This is a genomic window from Flavobacterium johnsoniae, assembly GCF_001879205.1.
Lineage (GTDB): Bacteria > Bacteroidota > Bacteroidia > Flavobacteriales > Flavobacteriaceae > Flavobacterium > Flavobacterium johnsoniae_A.
In genome coordinates this window covers 455381-477043 of sequence record NZ_MLFK01000002.1, presented here as the reverse complement: position 1 = coordinate 477043, position 21663 = coordinate 455381, and the positions used below count along the sequence as shown (strand labels likewise).

At 33.2% G+C, this 21663-nt stretch carries 22 protein-coding genes, 1 tRNA gene and 1 pseudogene; 20 read left to right on the top strand and 4 right to left on the bottom strand.

The features are described 5' to 3' along the window. Positions 1-145: 145 nt before the first annotated feature. The 7 genes from BKM63_RS04505 (at position 146) to BKM63_RS04475 (ending at position 6618) form a co-directional block, all read left to right on the top strand. On the top strand, positions 146-1123 hold the full coding sequence (locus BKM63_RS04505; protein WP_242661098.1) for a hypothetical protein: 978 nt from the start codon (positions 146-148) through the stop codon (positions 1121-1123). Next, positions 1083-3449: a hypothetical protein gene (locus tag BKM63_RS04500; RefSeq protein WP_071635435.1), complete on the top strand. Its 2367-nt coding sequence runs from the start codon at positions 1083-1085 to the stop codon at positions 3447-3449. The genes BKM63_RS04505 and BKM63_RS04500 overlap by 41 nt, the downstream gene beginning before the upstream one ends. A gap of 1 nt (position 3450) precedes the next feature. Further along, a complete protein-coding gene (gene mce, locus BKM63_RS04495) occupies positions 3451-3855 on the top strand; it encodes a methylmalonyl-CoA epimerase (protein ID WP_071635434.1) in 405 nt (134 codons plus the stop codon). A gap of 146 nt (positions 3856-4001) precedes the next feature. After that, positions 4002-4075 (top strand) — tRNA-Ile (locus BKM63_RS04490). 123 nt (positions 4076-4198) lie between these two features. Next, positions 4199-4930: a hypothetical protein gene (locus BKM63_RS04485; RefSeq protein WP_071635433.1), complete on the top strand. Its 732-nt coding sequence runs from the start codon at positions 4199-4201 to the stop codon at positions 4928-4930. A gap of 41 nt (positions 4931-4971) precedes the next feature. Next, positions 4972-5388 carry a very short patch repair endonuclease gene (locus tag BKM63_RS04480; protein WP_071635432.1) on the top strand — a complete coding sequence of 139 codons (417 nt, stop codon included), beginning with the start codon at positions 4972-4974 and terminating at the stop codon, positions 5386-5388. A 3-nt stretch (positions 5389-5391) separates the two neighbouring features. Continuing rightward, the gene (locus BKM63_RS04475; RefSeq protein ID WP_071635431.1) at positions 5392-6618 is read left to right on the top strand and encodes a restriction endonuclease; all 1227 of its coding nucleotides are present in this window, start codon (positions 5392-5394) and stop codon (positions 6616-6618) included. On the opposite strand, the gene dcm is transcribed toward BKM63_RS04475, so the two are convergent. Beyond that, a complete protein-coding gene (gene dcm, locus BKM63_RS04470) occupies positions 6602-7591 on the bottom strand; it encodes a DNA (cytosine-5-)-methyltransferase (protein WP_071635430.1) in 990 nt (329 codons plus the stop codon). The two genes, BKM63_RS04475 and dcm, sit on opposite strands and share 17 nt — an antisense overlap. A gap of 535 nt (positions 7592-8126) precedes the next feature. Between dcm and BKM63_RS04465 the strand changes: the two genes are divergently transcribed. Further along, positions 8127-8342, top strand: a complete 216-nt coding sequence (locus tag BKM63_RS04465; RefSeq protein ID WP_071635429.1) for a hypothetical protein — start codon at positions 8127-8129, stop codon at positions 8340-8342. 57 nt (positions 8343-8399) lie between these two features. Here BKM63_RS04465 and BKM63_RS04460 read toward each other — a convergent pair whose 3' ends face one another. Further along, positions 8400-9686, bottom strand: a complete 1287-nt coding sequence (locus BKM63_RS04460) for a cytochrome P450 family protein (RefSeq protein WP_165608749.1) — start codon at positions 9684-9686, stop codon at positions 8400-8402. A 226-nt stretch (positions 9687-9912) separates the two neighbouring features. Then, positions 9913-10503, bottom strand: a complete 591-nt coding sequence (locus BKM63_RS04455) for a riboflavin synthase (protein WP_071635428.1) — start codon at positions 10501-10503, stop codon at positions 9913-9915. 57 nt (positions 10504-10560) lie between these two features. Here BKM63_RS04455 and pdxA point away from each other — a divergent pair. The 12 genes and pseudogenes from pdxA to BKM63_RS04395 all read left to right on the top strand — a co-directional run bounded on the left by pdxA (position 10561) and on the right by BKM63_RS04395 (position 19105). Continuing rightward, positions 10561-11610 (top strand): annotated as a pseudogene (pdxA, locus tag BKM63_RS04450) (4-hydroxythreonine-4-phosphate dehydrogenase PdxA). 105 nt (positions 11611-11715) lie between these two features. Continuing rightward, positions 11716-12258, top strand: a complete 543-nt coding sequence (locus BKM63_RS04445; protein ID WP_071635427.1) for a YceD family protein — start codon at positions 11716-11718, stop codon at positions 12256-12258. A 9-nt stretch (positions 12259-12267) separates the two neighbouring features. Then, positions 12268-12462 carry a 50S ribosomal protein L32 gene (gene rpmF / locus BKM63_RS04440; protein WP_008465217.1) on the top strand — a complete coding sequence of 65 codons (195 nt, stop codon included), beginning with the start codon at positions 12268-12270 and terminating at the stop codon, positions 12460-12462. A 172-nt stretch (positions 12463-12634) separates the two neighbouring features. Further along, positions 12635-13633, top strand: a complete 999-nt coding sequence (locus tag BKM63_RS04435; protein ID WP_071635426.1) for a beta-ketoacyl-ACP synthase III — start codon at positions 12635-12637, stop codon at positions 13631-13633. A gap of 23 nt (positions 13634-13656) precedes the next feature. After that, a complete protein-coding gene (gene accB / locus BKM63_RS04430) occupies positions 13657-14145 on the top strand; it encodes an acetyl-CoA carboxylase biotin carboxyl carrier protein (RefSeq protein ID WP_071635425.1) in 489 nt (162 codons plus the stop codon). Between the two features lie 84 nt (positions 14146-14229). Further along, on the top strand, positions 14230-15579 hold the full coding sequence (gene accC, locus BKM63_RS04425; protein ID WP_071635424.1) for an acetyl-CoA carboxylase biotin carboxylase subunit: 1350 nt from the start codon (positions 14230-14232) through the stop codon (positions 15577-15579). A gap of 395 nt (positions 15580-15974) precedes the next feature. Further along, complete coding sequence (locus tag BKM63_RS04420; protein WP_071635423.1) at positions 15975-16271, top strand: hypothetical protein; 297 nt, start codon at positions 15975-15977, stop codon at positions 16269-16271. A 103-nt stretch (positions 16272-16374) separates the two neighbouring features. Continuing rightward, complete coding sequence (locus BKM63_RS04415) at positions 16375-16671, top strand: hypothetical protein (RefSeq protein ID WP_071635422.1); 297 nt, start codon at positions 16375-16377, stop codon at positions 16669-16671. A gap of 30 nt (positions 16672-16701) precedes the next feature. Beyond that, a complete protein-coding gene (locus BKM63_RS04410) occupies positions 16702-16992 on the top strand; it encodes a hypothetical protein (protein WP_071635421.1) in 291 nt (96 codons plus the stop codon). Between the two features lie 18 nt (positions 16993-17010). Then, positions 17011-17307, top strand: coding sequence for a PepSY-like domain-containing protein (locus tag BKM63_RS04405; protein ID WP_071635420.1), 297 nt, complete (start codon positions 17011-17013; stop codon positions 17305-17307). Between the two features lie 16 nt (positions 17308-17323). After that, on the top strand, positions 17324-17620 hold the full coding sequence (locus BKM63_RS04400; protein WP_071635419.1) for a hypothetical protein: 297 nt from the start codon (positions 17324-17326) through the stop codon (positions 17618-17620). A gap of 129 nt (positions 17621-17749) precedes the next feature. Next, positions 17750-19105, top strand: a complete 1356-nt coding sequence (locus tag BKM63_RS04395; RefSeq protein ID WP_071635418.1) for a sigma-54-dependent transcriptional regulator — start codon at positions 17750-17752, stop codon at positions 19103-19105. Here the strand turns inward: BKM63_RS04395 and BKM63_RS04390 are convergent. Next, complete coding sequence (locus tag BKM63_RS04390) at positions 19102-21543, bottom strand: ATP-binding response regulator (protein ID WP_071635417.1); 2442 nt, start codon at positions 21541-21543, stop codon at positions 19102-19104. The two genes, BKM63_RS04395 and BKM63_RS04390, sit on opposite strands and share 4 nt — an antisense overlap. Between the last annotated feature and the right edge of the window lie 120 nt (positions 21544-21663).

Sequence of the window (21663 nt, the reverse complement as noted above, 5' to 3'; positions counted from 1 at the left end):
ATTTTTTGGCCATTTATTAGGATTTACAGCTTTTGTGTTTTCTTCTTTTTTTGAATTTGAATTAATCAATACGTTATAATTTCTTACTTTTGAGTTCAAATATAATTCCACACTTGTTTTGATTAAAAGATTTTTTTTGGTTTCCATGTTTGTTTTGCTTTCTGCCTGCAGTAAAAACGACAAACCAATAATTGCTTTTTATTATTGGAAAACTAATTTGAAGTTTTCTGAAACAGAAAGAATTACCCTGAAAGATAATGATGTTCGTAGGCTGTATGTTCGCTATTTTGACATCGGACTTCATCCTCAAACGCAAAAACCATTTCCGATAAGTCCTGTTCATTTTTATGAAAACATGCAGGGATTTGAAATCGTTCCGGTGGTTTTTATTCAGAATAAAGTAATGCTTGAGAAGAATCCGGATATTGAAGATCTGGCAAAAAAGACGATTCATTTAATTACTGAAATCAATAAAAAGAATAAAATTAATTGTACTGAAATTCAAATTGACTGCGACTGGACCCTGAACAGTAAAGACAATTATCTTAAGTTTATTGAACAGATTAAAAAGCTTTCACAGAAAAAACTTTCGGCTACAATCAGGCTTCATCAGGTTAAATATTTCAAGAAAACCAAAATCCCAAATGTAGATAATGGCGTTTTGATGTTTTATAATATGGGAAGTATTGCGCCGGATTCGCTGAATTCTATTTACAGCCGAAAAATCTCAGAGAAATATCTTAAAAGTTTAAAGAAATACCCACTGCACCTTGATTATGCACTGCCTGTTTATTCGTGGGCGATTCATATCCGAAACCAGAAAGTTTTAGGTTTACGTTCGAAATTAAATGTAAGCGAACTCAAAAAAGATAAAAACTTCGAGCAGATTACCCCAATATTTTTCAGGGTGAAACAATCTAATTACAAAAATGGTGTTTATTACCAGGAAAATGATCTGTTGAAAACAGAGACTATTTCTCCAGAAGATTTAAAAGAAATGGCTGAGGATTTAAGCGATAACAAAGCTCAGTCTCCAAAAGAAATTATATTTTACGATTTAGACGAATTCAATTTAAATAATTATGAAAAGAATATTTTTAAGCAAGTTGTTTCTTGGTTTTAGTGCGGCTTTCCTTTTTGTGTATGGAATAATTTATGCGTGTGCAGGTGGAGACGATTGGGATTTTTTTGGTTATAATTCGAATTTCACTCCGGAAACTTTTGCAGATAAATCCTATTCGCCTCTTTTTTTGTCAGGCGGCATTTTTTACGGAATTGGTTTTGATACCCAGCATAATTCCCGCTTTAATAAAGATATAAAATCAGATTGGGCAGCTTATCTAAAAGGAAAAATAGATACAACAACGGTAAATTATTTCTTAATTGGAGATGAAAAACTGAATTATTATTCGGATAATAAAAATGCGATTAAGAACAAGGAAGAAATTACAAGTCTTCATGTCTATTATAAAAACAAAAAAGAAAATGCAGCATCTGTAAAATGGGGTAAAAAAATGCCGTTGAAAGATGAGAAAGTAAAAAGCTTTGTTGAGTTTTTGTATCTGGCACAAAAAATAGAAACTGTTTCGATTAATAAAGATTACTGGAGTTACGAGCCTGTTGTGGCAAAAACATTCAACGATGCTAAAATGATCCAGTCAATCGAGAATGTTTACAATACCCTTTCGGATCCTTTCTTAAAAAACAGATATTGGTTTCTTACCATGAAAGCTCGTTTTTACAGCAATGACAAACAGAAAGCAATTGACTTTTTTAATAAAACGGAAAGTTCTGTTCCTAAAAATGTTTTGTATTACCGTGCACTTTCATACGTTGCGGGAATCAATCATAAACAAAAAAAATACGCAGTTTCAAATTATTTGTATGCGCAGGTTTTTGATAAATGTCCAGAGTTAAGAGTGGTGACCGCTTATAGTTTTAATCCAAAAAATCAAACAGATTGGAATAAAGCGCTGGCAATGGCAAAAAATAATAAAGAAAAAGCGGCACTTTGGGCTGTTCATGGATATTATAAAGATGAAAAACAGTCCATTGAAAAGATTTACGAATTAGATCCTAAAAGCGAACACTTCAATTATCTGGCAACAAGATTGGTAAACGCACTGGAGCAGTCTATCAATAATTCTTTTCAGCAGGATGCAGCAGGAGAAGACCAGCCCAAAAAGAAACTGACTGTTGCAGAAAGCAAAGCTGAAAATCAAGCTAAGGTTGATCAGAAAGCATTGGATTTAATTGCTAAAATTTCGGCAGCAGGAAATACTGACAGGCCTTATTTATGGGATTTGTCTCTGGGATATTTACAGACTTTAAAAGGAGATTATGCCAATGCAGATAAGAATTTTGATAAAGCGGTAAAAACGCTTCCTAAAACCGAGTTGGCAGGAATGCAGCTTCGTTTATTGCGTTTTGTAAATAACCTGAATAAAATAGATAAGCTTACTGATAAAAACGAAAAAACAATTATAGCCGATTTGAACTGGCTGTATAATGAGCTTCCTAAAACATATAAAGGACAGGAATTTCGCTATCAGAATGCTTCTTCATGGAGCAGAAGTTATCTGTCTACACTTTACAGAGAAAAAGGAAATTTAGTTCTGGCGGAGATTTTTGGTGAATCGCGTTACAGTTATTGGAACGATGGGAATGCTTTTTATGATGACGAAAAGAATCTTCAAGGTATAAAAACATTTTTGGCTAAGTCAAATAAAACCGAAATTGAGAATATTGGTGCCGGAATTTATAGTTTGAGCTTAAAAGATATTAATAACTTTCAGGCAGTTCAGGCGACTTTTAAAAACAAAATCCCGGAAGCAATTGAATTTTTGAAGCAGACAGATTCTGTTCAGCATTATAAATTTTTAGGAAATCCGTTTAACGGAAGTATAAAAGATTGTCATGACTGCGATCATGTCGCTTATCAAAAAAGAAAATATACACAGATGGATTTCCTGACTACGATTAAAGAAATGCAGGATAAACTGGCTAAAAACGAAGATGTTTACACGAATAGTTTGTTGTTAGGAAATGCATTTTATAATATTTCGCATTTTGGAAACGGACGTACTTTTTACGAAATAAGTATTGTAGGCTATGGATCAAGTCCATATTCGTTTAGAGATTCCATGAAAAAGATGATTACCGACTGCAGCGTTTCAAAAATGTATTATCAAAAAGCTTTGCAGGCAGCAACTACAAAAGAGCAGAAAGCAAAATGTGTGTATTTAATTTCGAAATGCGAACGAAACGAATATTATAACACTAAATACAACAGTGTTAGATATTGGTGGGATGCAAATGACGATAAAGTAAACTTTATTGCCTGGAACGGATTCAAAACCCTTCAAAAGGATTACTCAGATACTAAATACTATCAGGATGTAATTGCAGAATGCGGTTATTTTAATACTTACGTTACTCAATTAAAATAAGATGGTTAGTAAAATAGAACATATCGGAATTGCCGTTAAAAATATGGACGATGCTAATGCATTGTTCGAAAAATTATTAGGCGTTCCGTCGTACAAAGAAGAAACGGTAGAAAGCGAAGGCGTTTTGACTTCGTTTTTTCAAACCGGTACAAACAAAATTGAACTTTTAATGGCCACAAATCCGGAAAGTCCAATTGCGAAGTTTTTAGAAAAGAAAGGAGAGGGGATTCATCATATCGCTTTTGATGTCGAGGATATTCATGCCGAGATTTCCCGTCTAAAAAGCGAAGGTTTTGTATTAATAAATGAAGTTCCAAAGAAAGGTGCCGACAACAAACTCGTGGTTTTTCTGCATCCGAAGAATACAAATGGAGTTTTGGTCGAGCTTTGCCAGGAAATTAGATAAAAAAATATCATTTTTGATTTTAAATAATGTATTGAAAATCAATCTTCTTTTTAAACCAAAAGGATTGAATTGAAATTAAATGCAAATCAAGTCCTAAAATATTTGGAGTGAATGAAAAATAGTAGTAATATTGCATCCTCTAAACCGGTCCTATAGCTCAGCTGGTTAGAGCACCTGACTCATAATCAGGTGGTCCCTGGTTCGAGCCCAGGTGGGACCACTTCTTTAGAATATAAAGCCTTTACAGCAATGTAGAGGCTTTTTTTATTGGCGGGATTTAATTTTGTAATATTATTCTATCAATAAAAAATGTATTTTTACTTTTCAAGACAAAAGTAAAATCATGAAGTTGGAGCAAAAGGATAATGACTATTTCATTACTTTAAAAAAGAGATTTGAGGAAAATGATGTTGATGTTGTTTTTATAAAACAAGCTTTTGAATTTGCTTATGAAATGGTCTATGGAGAAGGATCTCATAGAATTAAAAGATCAGGCGGTGAGGTAAACCGAACAAATGCAGAGATTTTTCAAAATACTTTTCAGGGAAAATTAGGAGAAATTGTGTTGTATGAAAATTTGAAACTTCAAAACATAGAAGTTGAAGCGCCGGATTTCAGTATTCACGGAAAAGGGATTTGGGATGAAACAGATTTAAAAGCAAACGGAAAATCAATTTGTGTAAAATCGGCAGCTTTCTTTTCTAATTTGTTGCTTTTAGAAACTAAAGATTGGGATTCCGATGGGAGATATATTCCGAATCTGGATAATTCAAATATAGATACTTATGATTTTTTTGTTTTAGTTAGAATTAAACCTGATATAAAATTTATTTTAAAAAATATTGGGGAGAAAAAAGAAAATTTATGGCAGGAAATCCAAAAGTTCGATTGGTCTTATGATATTCCAGGATGCTGTTCTGCTAAAACAATTCGTTACATAATTAAAAATCAATATGTTATTTCTAAAAATGCGTTGCTGAATGGTAAAACTAAAATGGATGCTGGAAACTATTATATTCAGTCTGGTAATTTGCATAATGTAAATCGTTTATATTCGGGTTTAAGAGAAAAATAGATTAAATTTATCGTTCAAAGACAATTTAATCTTAACGAACGATGGATAATTTAACTCCAGAACAACGGAGAAAAAATATGCAGGCGATAAAAAGTACGGCTACAAAAGATGAAGTACGACTGGCAAAAGCGTTGTGGAAATTGGGTTATAGATATCGGAAAAACAATAAAAAAGTATTCGGAAAACCGGATTTAACCTTTGCAAATTATAAAATAGCCATTTTTATTGACAGTGAATTTTTTCATGGAAAAGATTGGGAAACACAGCAGCTTCGAATAAAGTCAAATCGCGATTATTGGATTCCTAAAATCGAACGCAATATGAAGCGTGATATTGAGGTGAATGATTATCTGCTTTCAAAAAATTGGAAAGTTTTGCGTTTTTGGAGCAAAGAAATTCAAAAAGAATTAGAATCTTGCATCGAAAAAATTAAACAGGAAATTGAACTTTCAAAATAAATAATGTTTCTAAAAACTCAAACTAATCAAAATATTGAAAACTATACAAATGCTTTAAAAGCAATTGGCGCGTTTTCGAATTTGTTTAGTTCTTCAGATAAACCTTTTATTCAGTATAGAGTTGCTGAGAATGCTTTTTGTAAAGCCTTTGGAGCCGATAATCTGGCGCGGGCAGATGTGGCCTACGACGCCATTATAAACGGTTGTGGCATTGGAATTAAAACATTTGTACTATCAGGAAGTTCTAAAGTTGAAAAAGTAGCAGAATTTAATTCGCACAGCTCTGAGTTGAGAATGCTTAAAGGTTTAGATCTTGCTAATAAACTGGCTGATTTTAGAAATGAACGAATTGAATTTGCAGATCGGGTTTATAATACTCAAAACAGAGTTTATCATATTATTGGCCGTGATAAATTTTTGATCAAAGTTTTTGAAACCACTTATGATTTAATCGATAAAGATTCAATTGAAATTATAGAAGAAACTAAAAGTTCGCTAAAATTCAAAGATGCGTTAAACGAATACAATTTTAATTTTTCGAAAAGCGTTTTAATGAAGCGTTTTGTAGTTCCTCAAGAATGTATTGAAATTAATATCGAAATTTTAGAAGAACCAATAAATGTGCTTTTAAATTTAGCGCAGTCAGAGTCGGCGAAACAATTTGATGAGGTAAACCAAAAACAGCTTCGAAGTGCAATTGGTTTATTGACTGAGGAAGAATTAATACCGTTTGTAGATTATGTAATTCTACCGTTATATTCTCCAGAAGCGAAAAAGAAATTAAAAGAACCTATTGTGCCTGTTAAAAGTCAGTTGAACCAGTGGAATGCCGGCGGAAGAAAAAGAGATCCGGGAGAGGTTTATATTTCGATACCTTCAAAAATCAGAAAGAATGCTCCTGATTTTTTTCCGGAAAAAGATGTGAATTTTAATCTGAAAATTCCAAATGGATCGATTCTTTCGGCAAAAGTCTGTCAGGATGGGAGCAAAGCGTTAATGACCAATCCAAACAAAGCAATGGCCGACTGGATGCTTCGTGATGTTCTATTGTTGAAAGAAAATGAAATCCTGACTTATGATAAACTCAGAAAAATAGGTTATGACAGCGTGAAAATCACAAAATCAACAGATCAGGACTATTTTATAGATTTTACCAAATTAGACGAATACGAATCTTTTATCGAAAAAGCCACAGACAATCAGGATGGGCAGTTTAAGCTTTTTCTTTAGTTTTTTTCGACTTTTTAGATTCCACTTTTTCGATAACCTTGTATATTTCTGATGCTAATCTTTGAATAACAGGCATACTTACAGAGTTTCCGGCTTGTTTGTACAAATGCGAATTTGAAATGGCAGGAAGTTTAAAATCGTCAGGAAAACCCTGAAATCTAAAACATTCTCTTGGTGTAAGTTTTCTAAAACCAAAATCGGTTGTAATTAGCGGTACATTATGACCTCCGGTTCCCATATTGGCCGTTAGAGTAGGGCAGACACTCGACTTGTTTTCTCTAACGTATTGTCTTCTAAACTGATAAATTCTATTCTTGTTTGTGATAGATTCTCTCAGCATATTGTACATGTATTTGTCTTCGTGATAATAAAACTTCTCGTCGACCTTTTCTTCGGTAATTAAATCTTTAATCGACTTAGTCAGGTTTTCTTTCTCAGGAAAATGAAATTCAAATTTATCATCTTTAATATAATCTTTATCAAAAGCTACAATGAAAATCCTTTCTCTGTTATGAGGAATGTTTCCGAAATCTTTTGTGTTTAGAACCGCACTGTCAAAAGTATAATTGCGTTTTCTTATTTCGTTTTCGATAACTTTAATTGTGTTTCCTTTGTCGTGTCCTTTAAGGTTTTTAACATTCTCAAGAAAAATAACATTAGGACGCATTTGGTCTACAAAATCTAAAATTTTGAAGAAATGATTTCCTCGACTGTCTTCAAAACCTTTTCTGTAACCTGCAACCGAAAACGGCTGGCACGGAAATCCGGCAGTTAAAATATCTATTTTTTCTAGTGCAGTAACATCCAGAGCCATCACATCACCTTCAATAAGATTGTGATCGAAATTATTTTTATAGGTAATGCAGGCATTTTTGTCAAATTCATTTGCCCATTCCAGTTTAAACCCAGCTTTTTCAAAACCCAAACATATACCGCCTACACCAGCATACAAACTTCCAACTGTTTTTTTCATTTACTATTTGCCCAGATTTAATGAATGACTTTTTTATTATGCAAATATATTAATTCGCGGAGACTTGTTCACGGTGAGAATTTAAAAAGAAAATGTTTAACTCTTTTTGAAAAATGAATTTACAGTTCTTTCTGACTTATTTAAAATTTTAATGATTTTGATAAAAAAATATTTTGTAAGAATTTTAAATAACTTATTACAGATTTGAAAATAAAGGTTAATTTTATAATGACATGAATTTTAGATAATAAACAGTAGTAATTCCCCGTTTGGTAAGGTATTACATAGAATAGTAAAAGAAAATACTTATTCAAAAAAGTATTTAAAAGAGTAAACTAAAATCATAAAAAAATCCGAATTATAACACAATGCGTATATTAAATTTATCGAGCCTTTTTAGCTATAAAGTTGTTTTTTTCTAAAAATCGTATATTTTTGCCAAAGAATTTCCCTGAAAGAGTGTTTTTTATGAGAAATTTCTATTAAAAAATATTTGCCAATATTGTATATTATTGATTATCAGCGCCCCAAGTTTATGAAGATCAAAAGAATTGTTTTTTTAGTATTTTTTCTAGTATTGAATGTGTGGAATATTGTAGCTCAGCAGGATCCGCCTTCTCCACCTGTAGGAACACCTGAACCCCCTTTAGACATGCCCATAAATGAAGATCTGCCTTATTTAATTATTGCCGGATTAATTCTGGGCACAGCAGTTATATATCGAAATAAAATAAAAAAAGCTTCAGTTTAAACTGGAGCTTTTTTTTGTGTAAAGTACTTTTCGAATATTTTTATTTAACTGGGGAGATCAAAAAACAACAGGAAATCTTTTTAATCCTCTAATTATATTACTGGCGCGCCATTCTGGAGAATCCATTGTGGGATCGAGTTTTAAATTTGGCAAACGATTTAAAATAGTAGTAATGGCGATTTCGCATTCTAAGCGGCCCAACGGAGCTCCTATGCAAAAATGTATGCCAAAACCAAAAGCGAGATGTTTGTTGTTTTTTCTCGTTATATCAAAATTTAGAGAGTTATCAAATTTGGTTTCATCTTGATTTGCGGATAAAAAAATTACTAATACACCTTCTCCTTTTTTAATTGTAATTCCATTAATAAGAATATCTTCTGCCGCTAATCTCATCGTTGAATTTATAACCGGGCCATTGTATCTTAACATTTCTTCTACAGCTGAGTGGATTAATTCAGGATTATTTTTTAGGAGGTCTAACTGTTCAGGATGAGACAGCAAAGCATACATTCCGTTGCTAATTAAGTTAACAGTAGTTTCATGACCTGCAATAATTAGTAGAAAAATGGTTGCGTAGAGTTCGTCTTCTGTTATATGTCCATCGGATTCTTGTAATTTTAAGAAGGCGGTGATTAAGTCATTTCCTGGTTTTTTTCTGCGAAAAGCAAAAACATTTTTCAAGTAATTAATAAAAGCATCAGCACTTTCTTCAATAGATTTTTTGTTCTTTTCGGTTACCTGAACTTCAATTAATATATCCGACCAGTTTCGGAGTTTTTCGCGATCTTCGGTTGGCAGCCCCAATAATTCTGCTATTACCATAATGGGCAGCTGATAGGCAAAGTCATCAATAAAATCGAATCTTTTGTTGTTTTGAATTTTATCAATTAATTCATCGGTGATTTTCTGAATTCGAACACGCATTCCTGCAGTGATTTTTGGTGTAAATGCTTTTTGGGCAAAATTTCTTAGGCGGGTGTGTTCTGGAGGATCATTAGCAAGCATGTGAAATCTTCGAAGGATATAGGCAGATGATGCTCGCTCTGTTTTTCCTTTTAAAGGCTCATCGTTTGAAATTCTTAAATTATTGGGTGATTTAATGAATCGTGGGTCACGAAGTACAGTAACTGCGTCATCAAATTTAGAAATTAGCCAAACCGGAAATCCATCCCCTAAAGTAATTTTTTGGATAGGAGCAATATTTCTTAATTCTTTAAAAGTCAGTTCTGGATTTGCTGTAAGTACCGGATCTTCAAAATTAATCGGAACATGCGATTTGTTTAAAAACGGACAAGCGCCGTTTGTTTCTACAGAATGTATTTTCTTTTCAATTGGATTTTTCATATTAATGCGTTTTATGGATTCAATTTTTTTGAAAATGCGCATTAAATGTAAGAAAATATTTCTAATTAAAATTGTAAATATATGATTTTTAGGTATCTATTGATTGATTGTATGGTGAAATGTTGGAAAAAAATAAATTAGAGAAGTTTTTTTAGAAGTTGATATAGTAGGAAATAAAAAAGGCTTCAATTTATATTGAAGCCTTTTGTGGTAATATTATTTGAAGTTATTTGTTAATTGCATAAAGTCTGGAGATATACTTACCGACAACATCAAATTCTAAATTTATTTTAGTTCCTACTTTAAAATCCTTAAAGTTGGTATTTTCAAAAGTGTAAGGAATAATCGAAACACTAAATTCGTTTGTCTTAGAGTTTACAACAGTTAAACTTACCCCGTTAACCGTGATTGATCCTTTTTCGATCGTTATATTGCTTAGGTTTGAGTCGTATTCAAAAGTATAATTCCAGCTTCCGTTTGCCTCTTCAATTTTAATGCAGGTGCCGGTTTGATCTACATGACCCTGAACAATGTGGCCGTCAAGACGGTCGCCAAGTTTCATTCCTCTTTCCAGATTTACGATATCTCCAACATTCCAATCGCCAATATTGGTCTTTAAAATGGTTTCTTCAATTGCCGTGACAGTATAAAAGGAATCTTTTATAGCAACAACTGTAAGACAGATTCCGTTATGCGATACGCTTTGGTCAATTTTTAATTCGTTTGTAATAGAAGAGTCAACCGTAACGTGTAAGTTGTTTTTATCTTTTTGTATTTCGTGAATCCTTCCAAGGGTTTCAATAATTCCTGTAAACATTGTAGTTTTATTTTACTAAATTTGCACATCAAAATTAGTAATAAATAAGCTGAGCTCATGAATAAAAAAGCAGAAAATATAATTGTTGGAATTTCGGTGGGAGATTTAAACGGTATTGGAAGCGAAGTTATACTAAAAACTTTCGAAGATTCTCGAATGTTAGAATTGTGTACACCGGTCATTTTTGCAAAACGCTAAATACTTTCTTTTGTTAAAAAAAGTTTCACTTCTACAGTTCAGTTTCACGGTGTTGATAAATTAGATCAGGTAATTCCGGGAAAAGTAAATGTTCTGAATCTTTGGAGAGAAGGGGTAGATATTAATTTTGGTGCTAACGATGAGAAAATCGGGGAGTATGCTATAAAGTCTTTTGTAGCAGCGACTAAAGCTTTAAAAGAAGGACTTATAGATGTTTTGGTTACTGCGCCTATCAATAAATATAATATTCAGTCAGAAGATTTTAAATTTCCGGGACACACAGATTATTTAGATCAGGAATTGGAAGGAAGTGCCCTAATGATGATGGTTCAGGATAATTTAAGAGTTGGTTTGTTGACAGACCACGTTCCTTTAAGTGAAGTTTCTTCTCATATGACAGAAGAATTAATTACCCGAAAAATCGAAACGATAAGAAAATCTTTGATTCAGGATTTTAGTATTGTAAAACCAAAAATTGCAGTTTTAGGGCTAAATCCGCATGCGGGTGATGGAGGAGTTATTGGAAAAGAAGATGATTTGGTTTTAAAACCAACATTAAAAAAAATATTTGACAATGGTACAATGGTTTTTGGACCATTTTCTGCCGATGGATTTTTCGGAAGCGGTCAGTATGAAAAATATGATGCCGTTGTAGCGACGTATCATGATCAGGGATTAATTCCGTTTAAGACCTTGTCTTTTGGTAAAGGAGTTAATTATACTGCGGGTTTAAATAGAGTAAGAACCTCTCCGGATCACGGTACAGGCTACGATATTGCAGGGAAAGACATGGCAGATTTCAACTCATTTAAAGAAGCCGTTTATCTGGCGCTGGATATTTTTCGCTCGCGTAATCAGTATGAGGAGATTAGCGAAAAACCTCTTAAAATAAAAGAAAAACAGTTATAAACAAAAAAAGGTGAATAAGATTATTAGATTTATAATAATTTTATATCTTTGCACCCCAATTCAGATATGTAGTTTTGTATCTGGATTACACAAATTGATGTTGAAATGAGCAAAACAAAAGAATTTTTAATTCCTTTCGTAGGGTTAAAGCTGGGAAAACACCATTTTGAGTATCAAATAAATAACACGTTCTTTAAGAACTTTGATTACGATGAGTTTCAAAGTTCAGATATTAAAGTGAGTTTGGTTTTCGATAAGAAGAGCAACATGTTAGAGTTAGAATTCAAACACAAAGGAACTGTAAATGTGCCTTGTGATCTAACAGGCGAAGATTTTGATCTTCCTATAAAAGGGAAAATGAAATTGATTGTTCGCTTTGGAGAGGAATTCAATAATGATAATGAAGAATTGTTGATTTTGCCACATGGAGAACATGAATTAGATGTGTCACAATACATTTATGAAATGATAGCACTTTCAGTGCCTCTTAAACGAGTTCATCCAGGAGTTAAAGACGGGACATTACAAACCGAAGCTTTGACAAAATTGAATGAATTAAGCGTAAAAGAACAAAAGGAAGAGAGTAAACAAGAAGAAGATATTGACCCGCGTTGGGAAAAATTAAAGAAACTATTAACGGATAAATAATATAGTAAAATGGCACATCCTAAGAGAAAAACCTCGAAAACAAGAAGAGATAAGAGAAGAACACATTATAAAGCTACTGTAGCTCAAATCGCTACATGTCCTATTACTGGTGAGGCACATTTATACCACAGAGCTTACTGGCATGAAGGTAAAATGTACTACAGAGGGCAAGTTGTTATCGATAAATCTGAAGCGGTTGCTTAATACGTTTTTGTAAATTATACTAGAACTCTCACATAGTGAGAGTTTTTTTTGTTGGTTATAATTTTTGTTTTTTAAGAAAATACGGTCAAATTCGTTTTGATTTTTTTTGTACTTTTCGAGTCTTTTAAAAATTTTTCAAATACTAATATTTGAAAGGAAATAATAGAATATAATGAATACAATCACAGCCGCAATTACCGCTGTTGGAGGATACGTTCCGGACTTTGTGCTTTCGAACAAAGTGTTGGAAACAATGGTAGATACCAATGACGAATGGATTACCACTCGTACAGGAATTAAAGAAAGAAGAATTCTTAAAGATGCTGATAAAGGAACATCGTACCTTGCTATAAAAGCAGCACAGGACTTAATAGCAAAAGCTAATATAGATCCTTTAGAAATTGATATGGTTATTATGGCAACAGCAACACCAGATATGCTGGTGGCTTCTACGGGAGTTTTTGTTGCAACAGAAATTGGGGCTGTAAATGCATTCGCTTACGATTTGCAGGCAGCTTGTTCAAGTTTCTTATACGGAATGTCTACTGCTGCGGCTTATGTGCAATCTGGAAGATATAAAAAAGTACTATTAATTGGTGCCGATAAAATGTCGTCGATTGTAGATTATACAGACAGAGCAACTTGTATTATTTTTGGTGATGGAGCAGGAGCAGTTTTGTTCGAGCCAAATTACGAAGGTCTTGGTTTACAAGACGAATATTTAAGAAGTGATGGTGTTGGACGCGATTTTCTTAAAATACCAGCTGGAGGATCTTTAATCCCGGCTTCAGAAGATACTGTGAAAAACAGACAACACAATATCATGCAAGATGGTAAAACAGTATTTAAATATGCTGTAACCAATATGGCTGATGCCAGCGAATTGATTTTGCAAAGAAATAATTTAACGAATCAGGATGTTGATTGGTTAGTGCCGCACCAGGCAAACAAACGCATCATCGATGCAACTGCAGGAAGACTTGAACTGGAAGAGTCTAAAGTACTAGTAAATATCGAAAGATATGGTAATACAACTTCAGGAACACTACCTTTGGTACTTTACGATTTTGAGAAACAACTCAAAAAAGGAGATAATATTATTTTAGCGGCATTTGGAGGAGGATTCACTTGGGGATCTATTTACCTAAAATGGGCTTACGATAAAAAATAAATCAAAACTAAAAACGAATCATTATGGATTTAAAAGAAATTCAAAACCTAATCAAATTTGTAGCAAATTCGGGTGTTGCAGAAGTGAAGTTAGAAATGGATGATGTAAAAATCACGATCAGAACAACTTTAGAAGGAAATGTAACGGAGACTACTTATGTACAGCAATTGCCAGCTCAGGCTGCATTGCCTCAAACAGCTGCTCCACAAGTAACTGCTCCAGTAGTTGTAAATGTTGCTGCAGAGCCTCAAGCTCCGGCTGAGAATTCTAAATTCGTTACTATAAAATCTCCAATCATTGGAACATTCTATAGAAAACCATCTCCAGATAAACCAGTTTTTACTGAAGTTGGAAGCACTATTGCAAAAGGTGATGTTCTTTGTGTAATTGAAGCAATGAAATTATTCAACGAAATCGAATCAGAAGTTTCAGGTAAAATTGTGAAAATTCTTGTAGACGATATGTCTCCGGTAGAATTTGACCAACCTTTATTCTTAGTAGATCCATCATAATTTTTAAAAATTCCAATAGAGAAATCACAAAATCCAATAGTTGGAATTTGGAGATTGGAATTTGTAATTTTTAATATAAATAAGATGTTTAAAAAAATATTAATTGCGAATAGAGGGGAAATTGCACTTCGTGTAATTCGTACGTGCAAGGAAATGGGAATTAAAACTGTAGCAGTTTATTCTACAGCCGATGCAGAAAGTTTGCATGTTAAATTTGCTGACGAAGCGGTTTGTATTGGTCCTCCTCCAAGTAACTTATCGTATTTAAAAATGTCAAATATTATTGCCGCTGCAGAAATTACAAATGCAGATGCAATACACCCAGGATACGGTTTTCTTTCTGAGAATGCTAAATTCTCAAAAATTTGTCAGGAACACGGAATCAAATTTATTGGTGCTGCTCCTGAAATGATCGATAGAATGGGAGATAAAGCTTCTGCAAAAGCTACAATGAAAGCGGCAGGAGTTCCTTGTGTACCAGGTTCAGACGGATTGTTAGAATCTTTTGAACATGCACAAAAAGTAGCTAAAGAAATTGGTTACCCGGTAATGATGAAAGCTACTGCCGGAGGTGGTGGAAAAGGAATGCGTGCGATCTGGAAAGAAGATGAGCTTTTAAAAGCTTGGGAAAGTGCACGTCAGGAAGCTGCCGCAGCATTTGGAAATGACGGAATGTACATGGAAAAACTTATTGAAGAACCACGTCATATCGAAATTCAGGTTGTTGGAGATTCATACGGAAAAGCATGTCACCTTTCTGAAAGAGACTGTTCAGTACAACGTCGTCACCAAAAACTTACTGAAGAAACACCTTCGCCTTTCATGACAGACGAATTACGTACTAAAATGGGGGAAGCTGCTGTAAAAGCTGCCGAATTCATTAAATACGAAGGAGCTGGAACGGTAGAATTTCTTGTAGATAAACACAGAAACTTCTATTTCATGGAAATGAATACACGTATTCAGGTTGAGCACCCAATTACAGAACAAGTAATTGATTACGATTTAATTCGTGAGCAAATTATGGTTGCTGCCGGAATTCCAATTTCAGGAAAAAATTATTTACCAGAATTACATGCTATAGAATGTCGTATTAATGCCGAAGATCCTTATAATGATTTTCGTCCTTCACCAGGAAAAATTACTACACTTCATATGCCGGGAGGTCACGGAGTTCGTTTAGATACTCACGTTTACTCTGGCTACAGCATTCCGCCAAATTATGATTCAATGATTGCCAAGTTAATTACAACAGCGCAGTCTCGTGAAGAAGCTATCAGTAAAATGAGAAGAGCTCTTGACGAATTTGTTATCGAAGGCGTAAAAACTACAATCCCTTTCCATAGACAATTAATGGATGATCCAAAATATATTGCAGGAGATTATACAACTGCATTTATGGATACTTTCAAAATGAAACCTATAGAAGAATAATATAAAAAAAGCTGTCAATTTCGACAGCTTTTTTTATATCATCAAATTTCATAATAATATTCAAACCCGACAGTTTTTTTAAGCTGTCGGGTTTTGTGCTTTACAATTAAATAAGATTTAAGTATTCTTTATAAACTTAGGACTGAAAACTGCAGCAGGGAACAGACCAAAATAAAAGCAGTAAACACAATTTGTGTATACTTTTTACACACTCTTTTACGGATTTATACACTTTTACGCATTTTCGGCTGGGTGTGATTTTTTGGCACAATAGGTTGAAACCCTTTATTTATAAGTGTTTGCAGGGTTTTGCTTTGAAATGTTTGGTTTTCGGCACAATAGTTTCTTTATCTAAAGTGTAAAACAAACTATTAACTATTTAAATTATATACATTATGAAAAATTTATTCTTATCAGCCGCGATTGTTTTAGGAGGTTTAACATCATTTGCTTCAACTTCTCCAATTACAAACTCTATAGTAAAAGTTGTTTCAGTTTCAGACGAATATACTGAAATCAAATTAGAAGAATTACCTGCGCCAATTGTTGAGTCTTTGAAAAAAGCTTATCCGGATGCAGTAATTACTAAAGCTTATAAAAACGAAAAATCAGAGTATAAACTAGACGTTACAGTTGGTGACAAAGTAGGAAATCTTTTTGCTAACGCTGACGGAACCTGGATTAAAAAATAATCTAAGATTAAAGGTAATCTAACAAACTAACTTACTTAGGTTCTTATGAAAATTCAAATTAAGAATACTAAAATTAAATTAACTATATTAAAATATCACTATCATGAAAAATTTATTTTTATCAGCCGCAATCGTTTTGGGAGGTTTAACATCATTTGCTTCAACTTCTCCAATTTCAAATACAATCGTAAAAACAGTATCATTTCAAGATGATTATGCAGAAATTAATGTAACAGAAGTTCCTGCTGCAGTAACAGATGCACTTAAAAAAGCATATCCAGACGCAGTTCTTAATAAAGCATACAAAAACAGTGCTTCTCAATATAAATTAGAAGTAACAGTTGGAGACAAAGTAGGTTCTCTTTATGCTAATGCAGACGGATCTTGGGTTAAGAAATAATTTAAACTAACCTTAAAAAAAACTATTATTATGAAAAAGCTAATATTAACGGCAGCAATCCTTTTAGGAGGGCTGTCAATGCAAGCAGAAAATGCTGTTCTAACCAACTCAGCAGTAACTTCAGTAAAATATCAAGATGATTATAAAGAAGTTGATGCTGTTCCGGCAGCGATTAAAAAATCTCTAGATGAAGCTTATCCAGGTGTAAAACTTGAAAAAGCATTCGTGAATTCAAAAAAAGAATACAAAATTGAAGTCACAGTTAGAGGAGAAAAATCAGTTGTTTATACTGATGCCACAGGTAACATCCTTAAAAAATAATTATAAAAACTAAGTATTATGAAAAAGTTAATCTTGTCAGCAGCAATTATTTTGGGAGGTTTGTCTATTCAGGCAGCTGTACCATCAGAATCAACTCCAATAATTGCATCAGTTAATATCCAGGACGGATACACTGAAGTTACTGCAGATGCTGTACCAGCAGCTGTAAAATCAACAATAGAAAAATCGTTTCCAGGTACAAAACTTGAAAAAGCGTACAAAAACGACAAGAACGAGTATAAACTTGAAATATCAAGCGGAGACAAAAAATATACTGTCTTTGCAGATGCTTCAGGAAATATCATTAAAAAATAAGTAAACACAGAGCATTATGAAAAAGTTAGCCATCTCAGCTGCTATTATTTTAGGAAGTTTGTCAATACCTGCCATAGCAGAAATAACTCCCAATAAAGCAGAAACATCTATTTCTGTTCAATCAGAATATACCGAAGTTACAACAGATGCTGTTCCGGCGGCTGTAAAAACTGCTCTGCAAACTGCTTACCCAAATGCAAAATTGGTGAAAGCATATATTAATGATAAAAAAGAATACAAACTAGAAATATCAGTTGGTGACCAAAAGGCTACTGTGTATTCAGATGTCAATGGCAACTGGTTGAAGATATAATTAGGTGAAATTAGATTTATGTTTTTGGTGAAAAAGAGATTGCGTCGTGCAATCTCTTTTTTTTTCGCATAATTTTAAGAAATTATAACTTTAATAGTATTATTTTAGCAAAAAAGTCCCTAAAAACAAATGCCAAAGATATTAGTAATAGAAGATGATATTTCGTTTTGCAAATTATTAGAGAAATTTCTAATAAAAAACAAATATGAAGTATCCGTCGCTTTTTCCGCTTCAGAAGCCAGATCAGCAATCAAAAATGAATCTTTCGATTTGATTTTGACAGATCTTCGTCTGCCTGATTCTGACGGTATTCTGCTTATGTCTGAATTTAAAAATTCGCATCCCGAAATTCCGGTTATTTTAATGACGGGATACTCCGACGTTAATACGGCCGTAAAAGCAATAAAAAATGGCGCAGCCGATTATATCTCGAAACCATTTAATCCTGATGAAGTTTTGCTTGTAATTACAAATGCACTGCAAAATCAGGTTGAAGAAGAGGAAAGCGAAACTCCGGTTAAACAAAAAAAGCCTGCAAAAAAAGCAGCTTCAACAGAAAACGAATTTGTAAAAGGTATTTCTGTAGCTTCTAAAAAACTTTTAGATCATATACAATTGGTAAGCCCAACTGATATGTCGGTTTTAATTATCGGAGAAAGCGGAACCGGAAAAGAAATTATTGCCAAAAGTATTCATCAGCAAAGTCATAGAAAAAACAATAATTTTATTGCGGTTGACTGCGGCGCTATTCCAAAAGAATTGGCAGCAAGTGAATTTTTCGGACATTTAAAAGGATCCTTCACCGGGGCTATCAGCGATAAAATGGGATATTTTGAAGCTGCAAACGGAGGAACTCTTTTTCTGGATGAAATTGGAAATCTTTCGTATGAAAACCAAATTCAGTTACTGCGCGCACTTCAGGAAAGAAAAATTAAACCCGTTGGAAGCAATAAAGAAATAAACGTCGATATCCGCATTATAACGGCTACCAATGAAGATTTACGCGAAGCAGTAAAAAACGGCGATTTTAGGGAAGATTTATACCATAGAATCAACGAATTCTCTATTCAGTCTCCATCATTAAAAGATCGTGATGAAGATTTAATGGTTTTTGCCGATTATTTTCTGGAGAAAGCCAATCAGCAGCTAAATAAAGATATTATTGGATTTTCGCCGGAAGTGGTTTCAATTTTTCAAAATTACAACTGGCCGGGAAATTTACGTGAGTTGCAAAATTGTGTTAAACGTGCTACGCTTTTAACTCAGGGAGATTTCATAGAAAGTGATGTATTGCCGGTTGAATTTTTTCAGGTTCAGAAACAGCAGCAAGGTTTCAGCGGGAATTTTTCATTATCTGAAAATGAAAAAGAAGCCATTATTCATGCGCTAAACAGAACACAGAATAATAAATCTGAAGCAGCAAAATTGCTGAAAATTACCAGAAAAACACTTTACAATAAACTGAAGCAATACAATATCGATTAAACTATTTCTTGTTCTAAAGCGATAAAAAGTTTAGTTGTTTTCGCTTTTAGGGCAGCAAAAATATCTTTCAAATCCGAAATTTCGAGATTATTCTGTTCCAGTGTTTTTAATATAGTACCGATATCACGTGCTTCAATTTGCCTGAACATTGGTGCTATTCTATGTGCAATAGAATTAATTTCGGGTATGTTTTCGTCTATGATGGCATTTTCGAGCAAATGTAAATTCTCGTTGCTGCTTATTATAAAAGCTTTCAGTACATCTTTTAAAGCATCGGTATCATTGCCTAAAAACTCTTTCAGGGTTTCTAATGAATAAAGTTGTGTTGAAGTTGTTTCTTCTTTATCCTGTATTTCAACTTCCGGCAGTGTTTCATTATCTAAAATGTGCTGAATCGTTTCCAATAGAATTTTAGGCGAATATGGTTTTTTTACCACGGTTGTAAAACCAGCTTTGGTGTAAATAGAGGAATCCAAATCTGTTCTTCCGGTTAAGGCAATTACGGGTTGATTTTGATAAATGCCGTTTTTAGAATTACGAAGTTTTTCTAAGAACATAAAACCGTCCATTTCCGGCATTTGGATATCCGTAATCACAAAATCAAAATTAGCGGTCTGAATCGCTTCTAAGGCTTTTACAGCGCTGCTGAAAGAGAGTACTTCATGCTTGTCCTGTCTCAAAACGCCACTAGTTAAATTCAGCAGATTAATATCGTCATCGATTACAATAAAAGTCTGCTTTTTTGTGTTTCTTGCGATATTTCTTTTTATTTCTTCAACCGTAATTTCGCTGTGATCAAAAACCAGTGGGATTTTAATTTCAAATGTGCTTCCTTTTCCGAAAGTACTTTCCAGTGTTAATCTTCCGCCTAAAAACGAAATTATTTTTTGACAAATAGCCAGCCCTAAGCCTGTTCCTCCGTATTTTTTCTCAATGTTTTCGTTGGCCTGCGCAAACTCTTCAAAAACTAATTTTTGATTTCCTTTTTCGATGCCAATTCCGGTATCTTCGATTCGAATAATAAAAAAGTTTTCGTTTTCTGTAGCATACGAACTGATTTTTATATGACCTTCTTCAGTAAATTTATAAGCGTTTCCAATAATATTCGTCAGAATCTGTTTTAATCGAAACGGATCGCCCACAATTCTCGTATTCAGTTTTTCATCGACATTAATAATCAAATCAATATTTTTTTGTTTGTAAACTGTCTGGATATTTTTTGCTGTATCTTCTATAACTTCAGGAAGAAAAAACGGAACTTTTTCAATCGTGATTTTTCCGGCTTCAATTCGGGAAAAATCCAATAAATCCTGAACCAGCTGCGTAATGTATTCGGATGAATTTTTAATGTTTTTAACGAAGTAAGATTGTTTGGTATTGATGTCTGAATTGCCCAAAAGCTCAGAATAACCTACAATTGTACTTAAAGGTGTTTTTAAATCATGACTTACTGTCGAAATTAATTGTTCGCGGCTTTTTAGTAAGTTCTTGGTTTTGAAATTGGCAATTTCAAGCTGTTTTTTATACAACTGCGATTTTGAGTAATCACTTACAATAAGAATAGAAAAAAAGATCGTCAATATCAGACCAATAATGGCCGAAGCCGTTACGATTTCATTGACTTTTTTAAGTGATTTTTCTTTTAAGGAATTGTTCTTTATGGAGTTAATGATAATTTCTCTTTCGATAATTCGAAGCACTTTTCGAAGCTGGTCCGAAATGGCAATTTCATTTTTAAGCAATTTATTCTCCTCAAAATTCAGTGATTCTTTTTTCTTTTCGGCTTTGAGTTTTACATTGCTGAGCAGTTTTTTAGAATTGGCCAAAATAGAATCTGAGGCTTTTTTGCTCAAAGTATTAGTGCTGTCATCCGGAATATTCTGATTGAGGTAATCAACATATTTTTGCAACACATTTCGCTGATAACTTCCTAATTGATTGGGGTTTTTATTGAAATCCTGAAGTTCCAGTTTTCGAAGTTTAAACTCCATTTTTGTAATTTCATCAATAGCAGTATTAACCGAAACTTCGTCTTCGGCTTTATTTTTTATTGTTTTTAACTGCCTGATATTTTTAGTTTTTTCAGACAGCAGGTACGTAACGCTGTCCAAAAGTGTTTTTTGATATTGAGTAGTAACGATTTGTTTTAGAGTATCAATTCTGGATTTTAAAGAGTCTGTTTCAACAAGGTAGCTTTTAAAATCACTTTCAGAATTGGTTTGAATTGTTTTTCGGGCTAAACTTTCGGTTTTATATACATTCGAAAATAATTTACTCACCCTAAGAATCTTGGTTTTTTCGAAAGCAATTTTATCTTCTAATTTTTTATAAACGACATTTTCAGAGTATAAAAACCATCCCACAGTAACAACCAAAGCAAGTAATGCAACATAACTGAATAGAACTTTGAGTGCTGTATAACTTTTTTTGCTCTCCATAATATTTATCGGGGGTTGGGAAGTTTTTTAATATTGGGAATTCCCTGCAATTTATTTAAAATTTCTATTTAAGAAAAGTAAAAACAAACCGAATATTTATATAATTCCAATGTTTTAAAA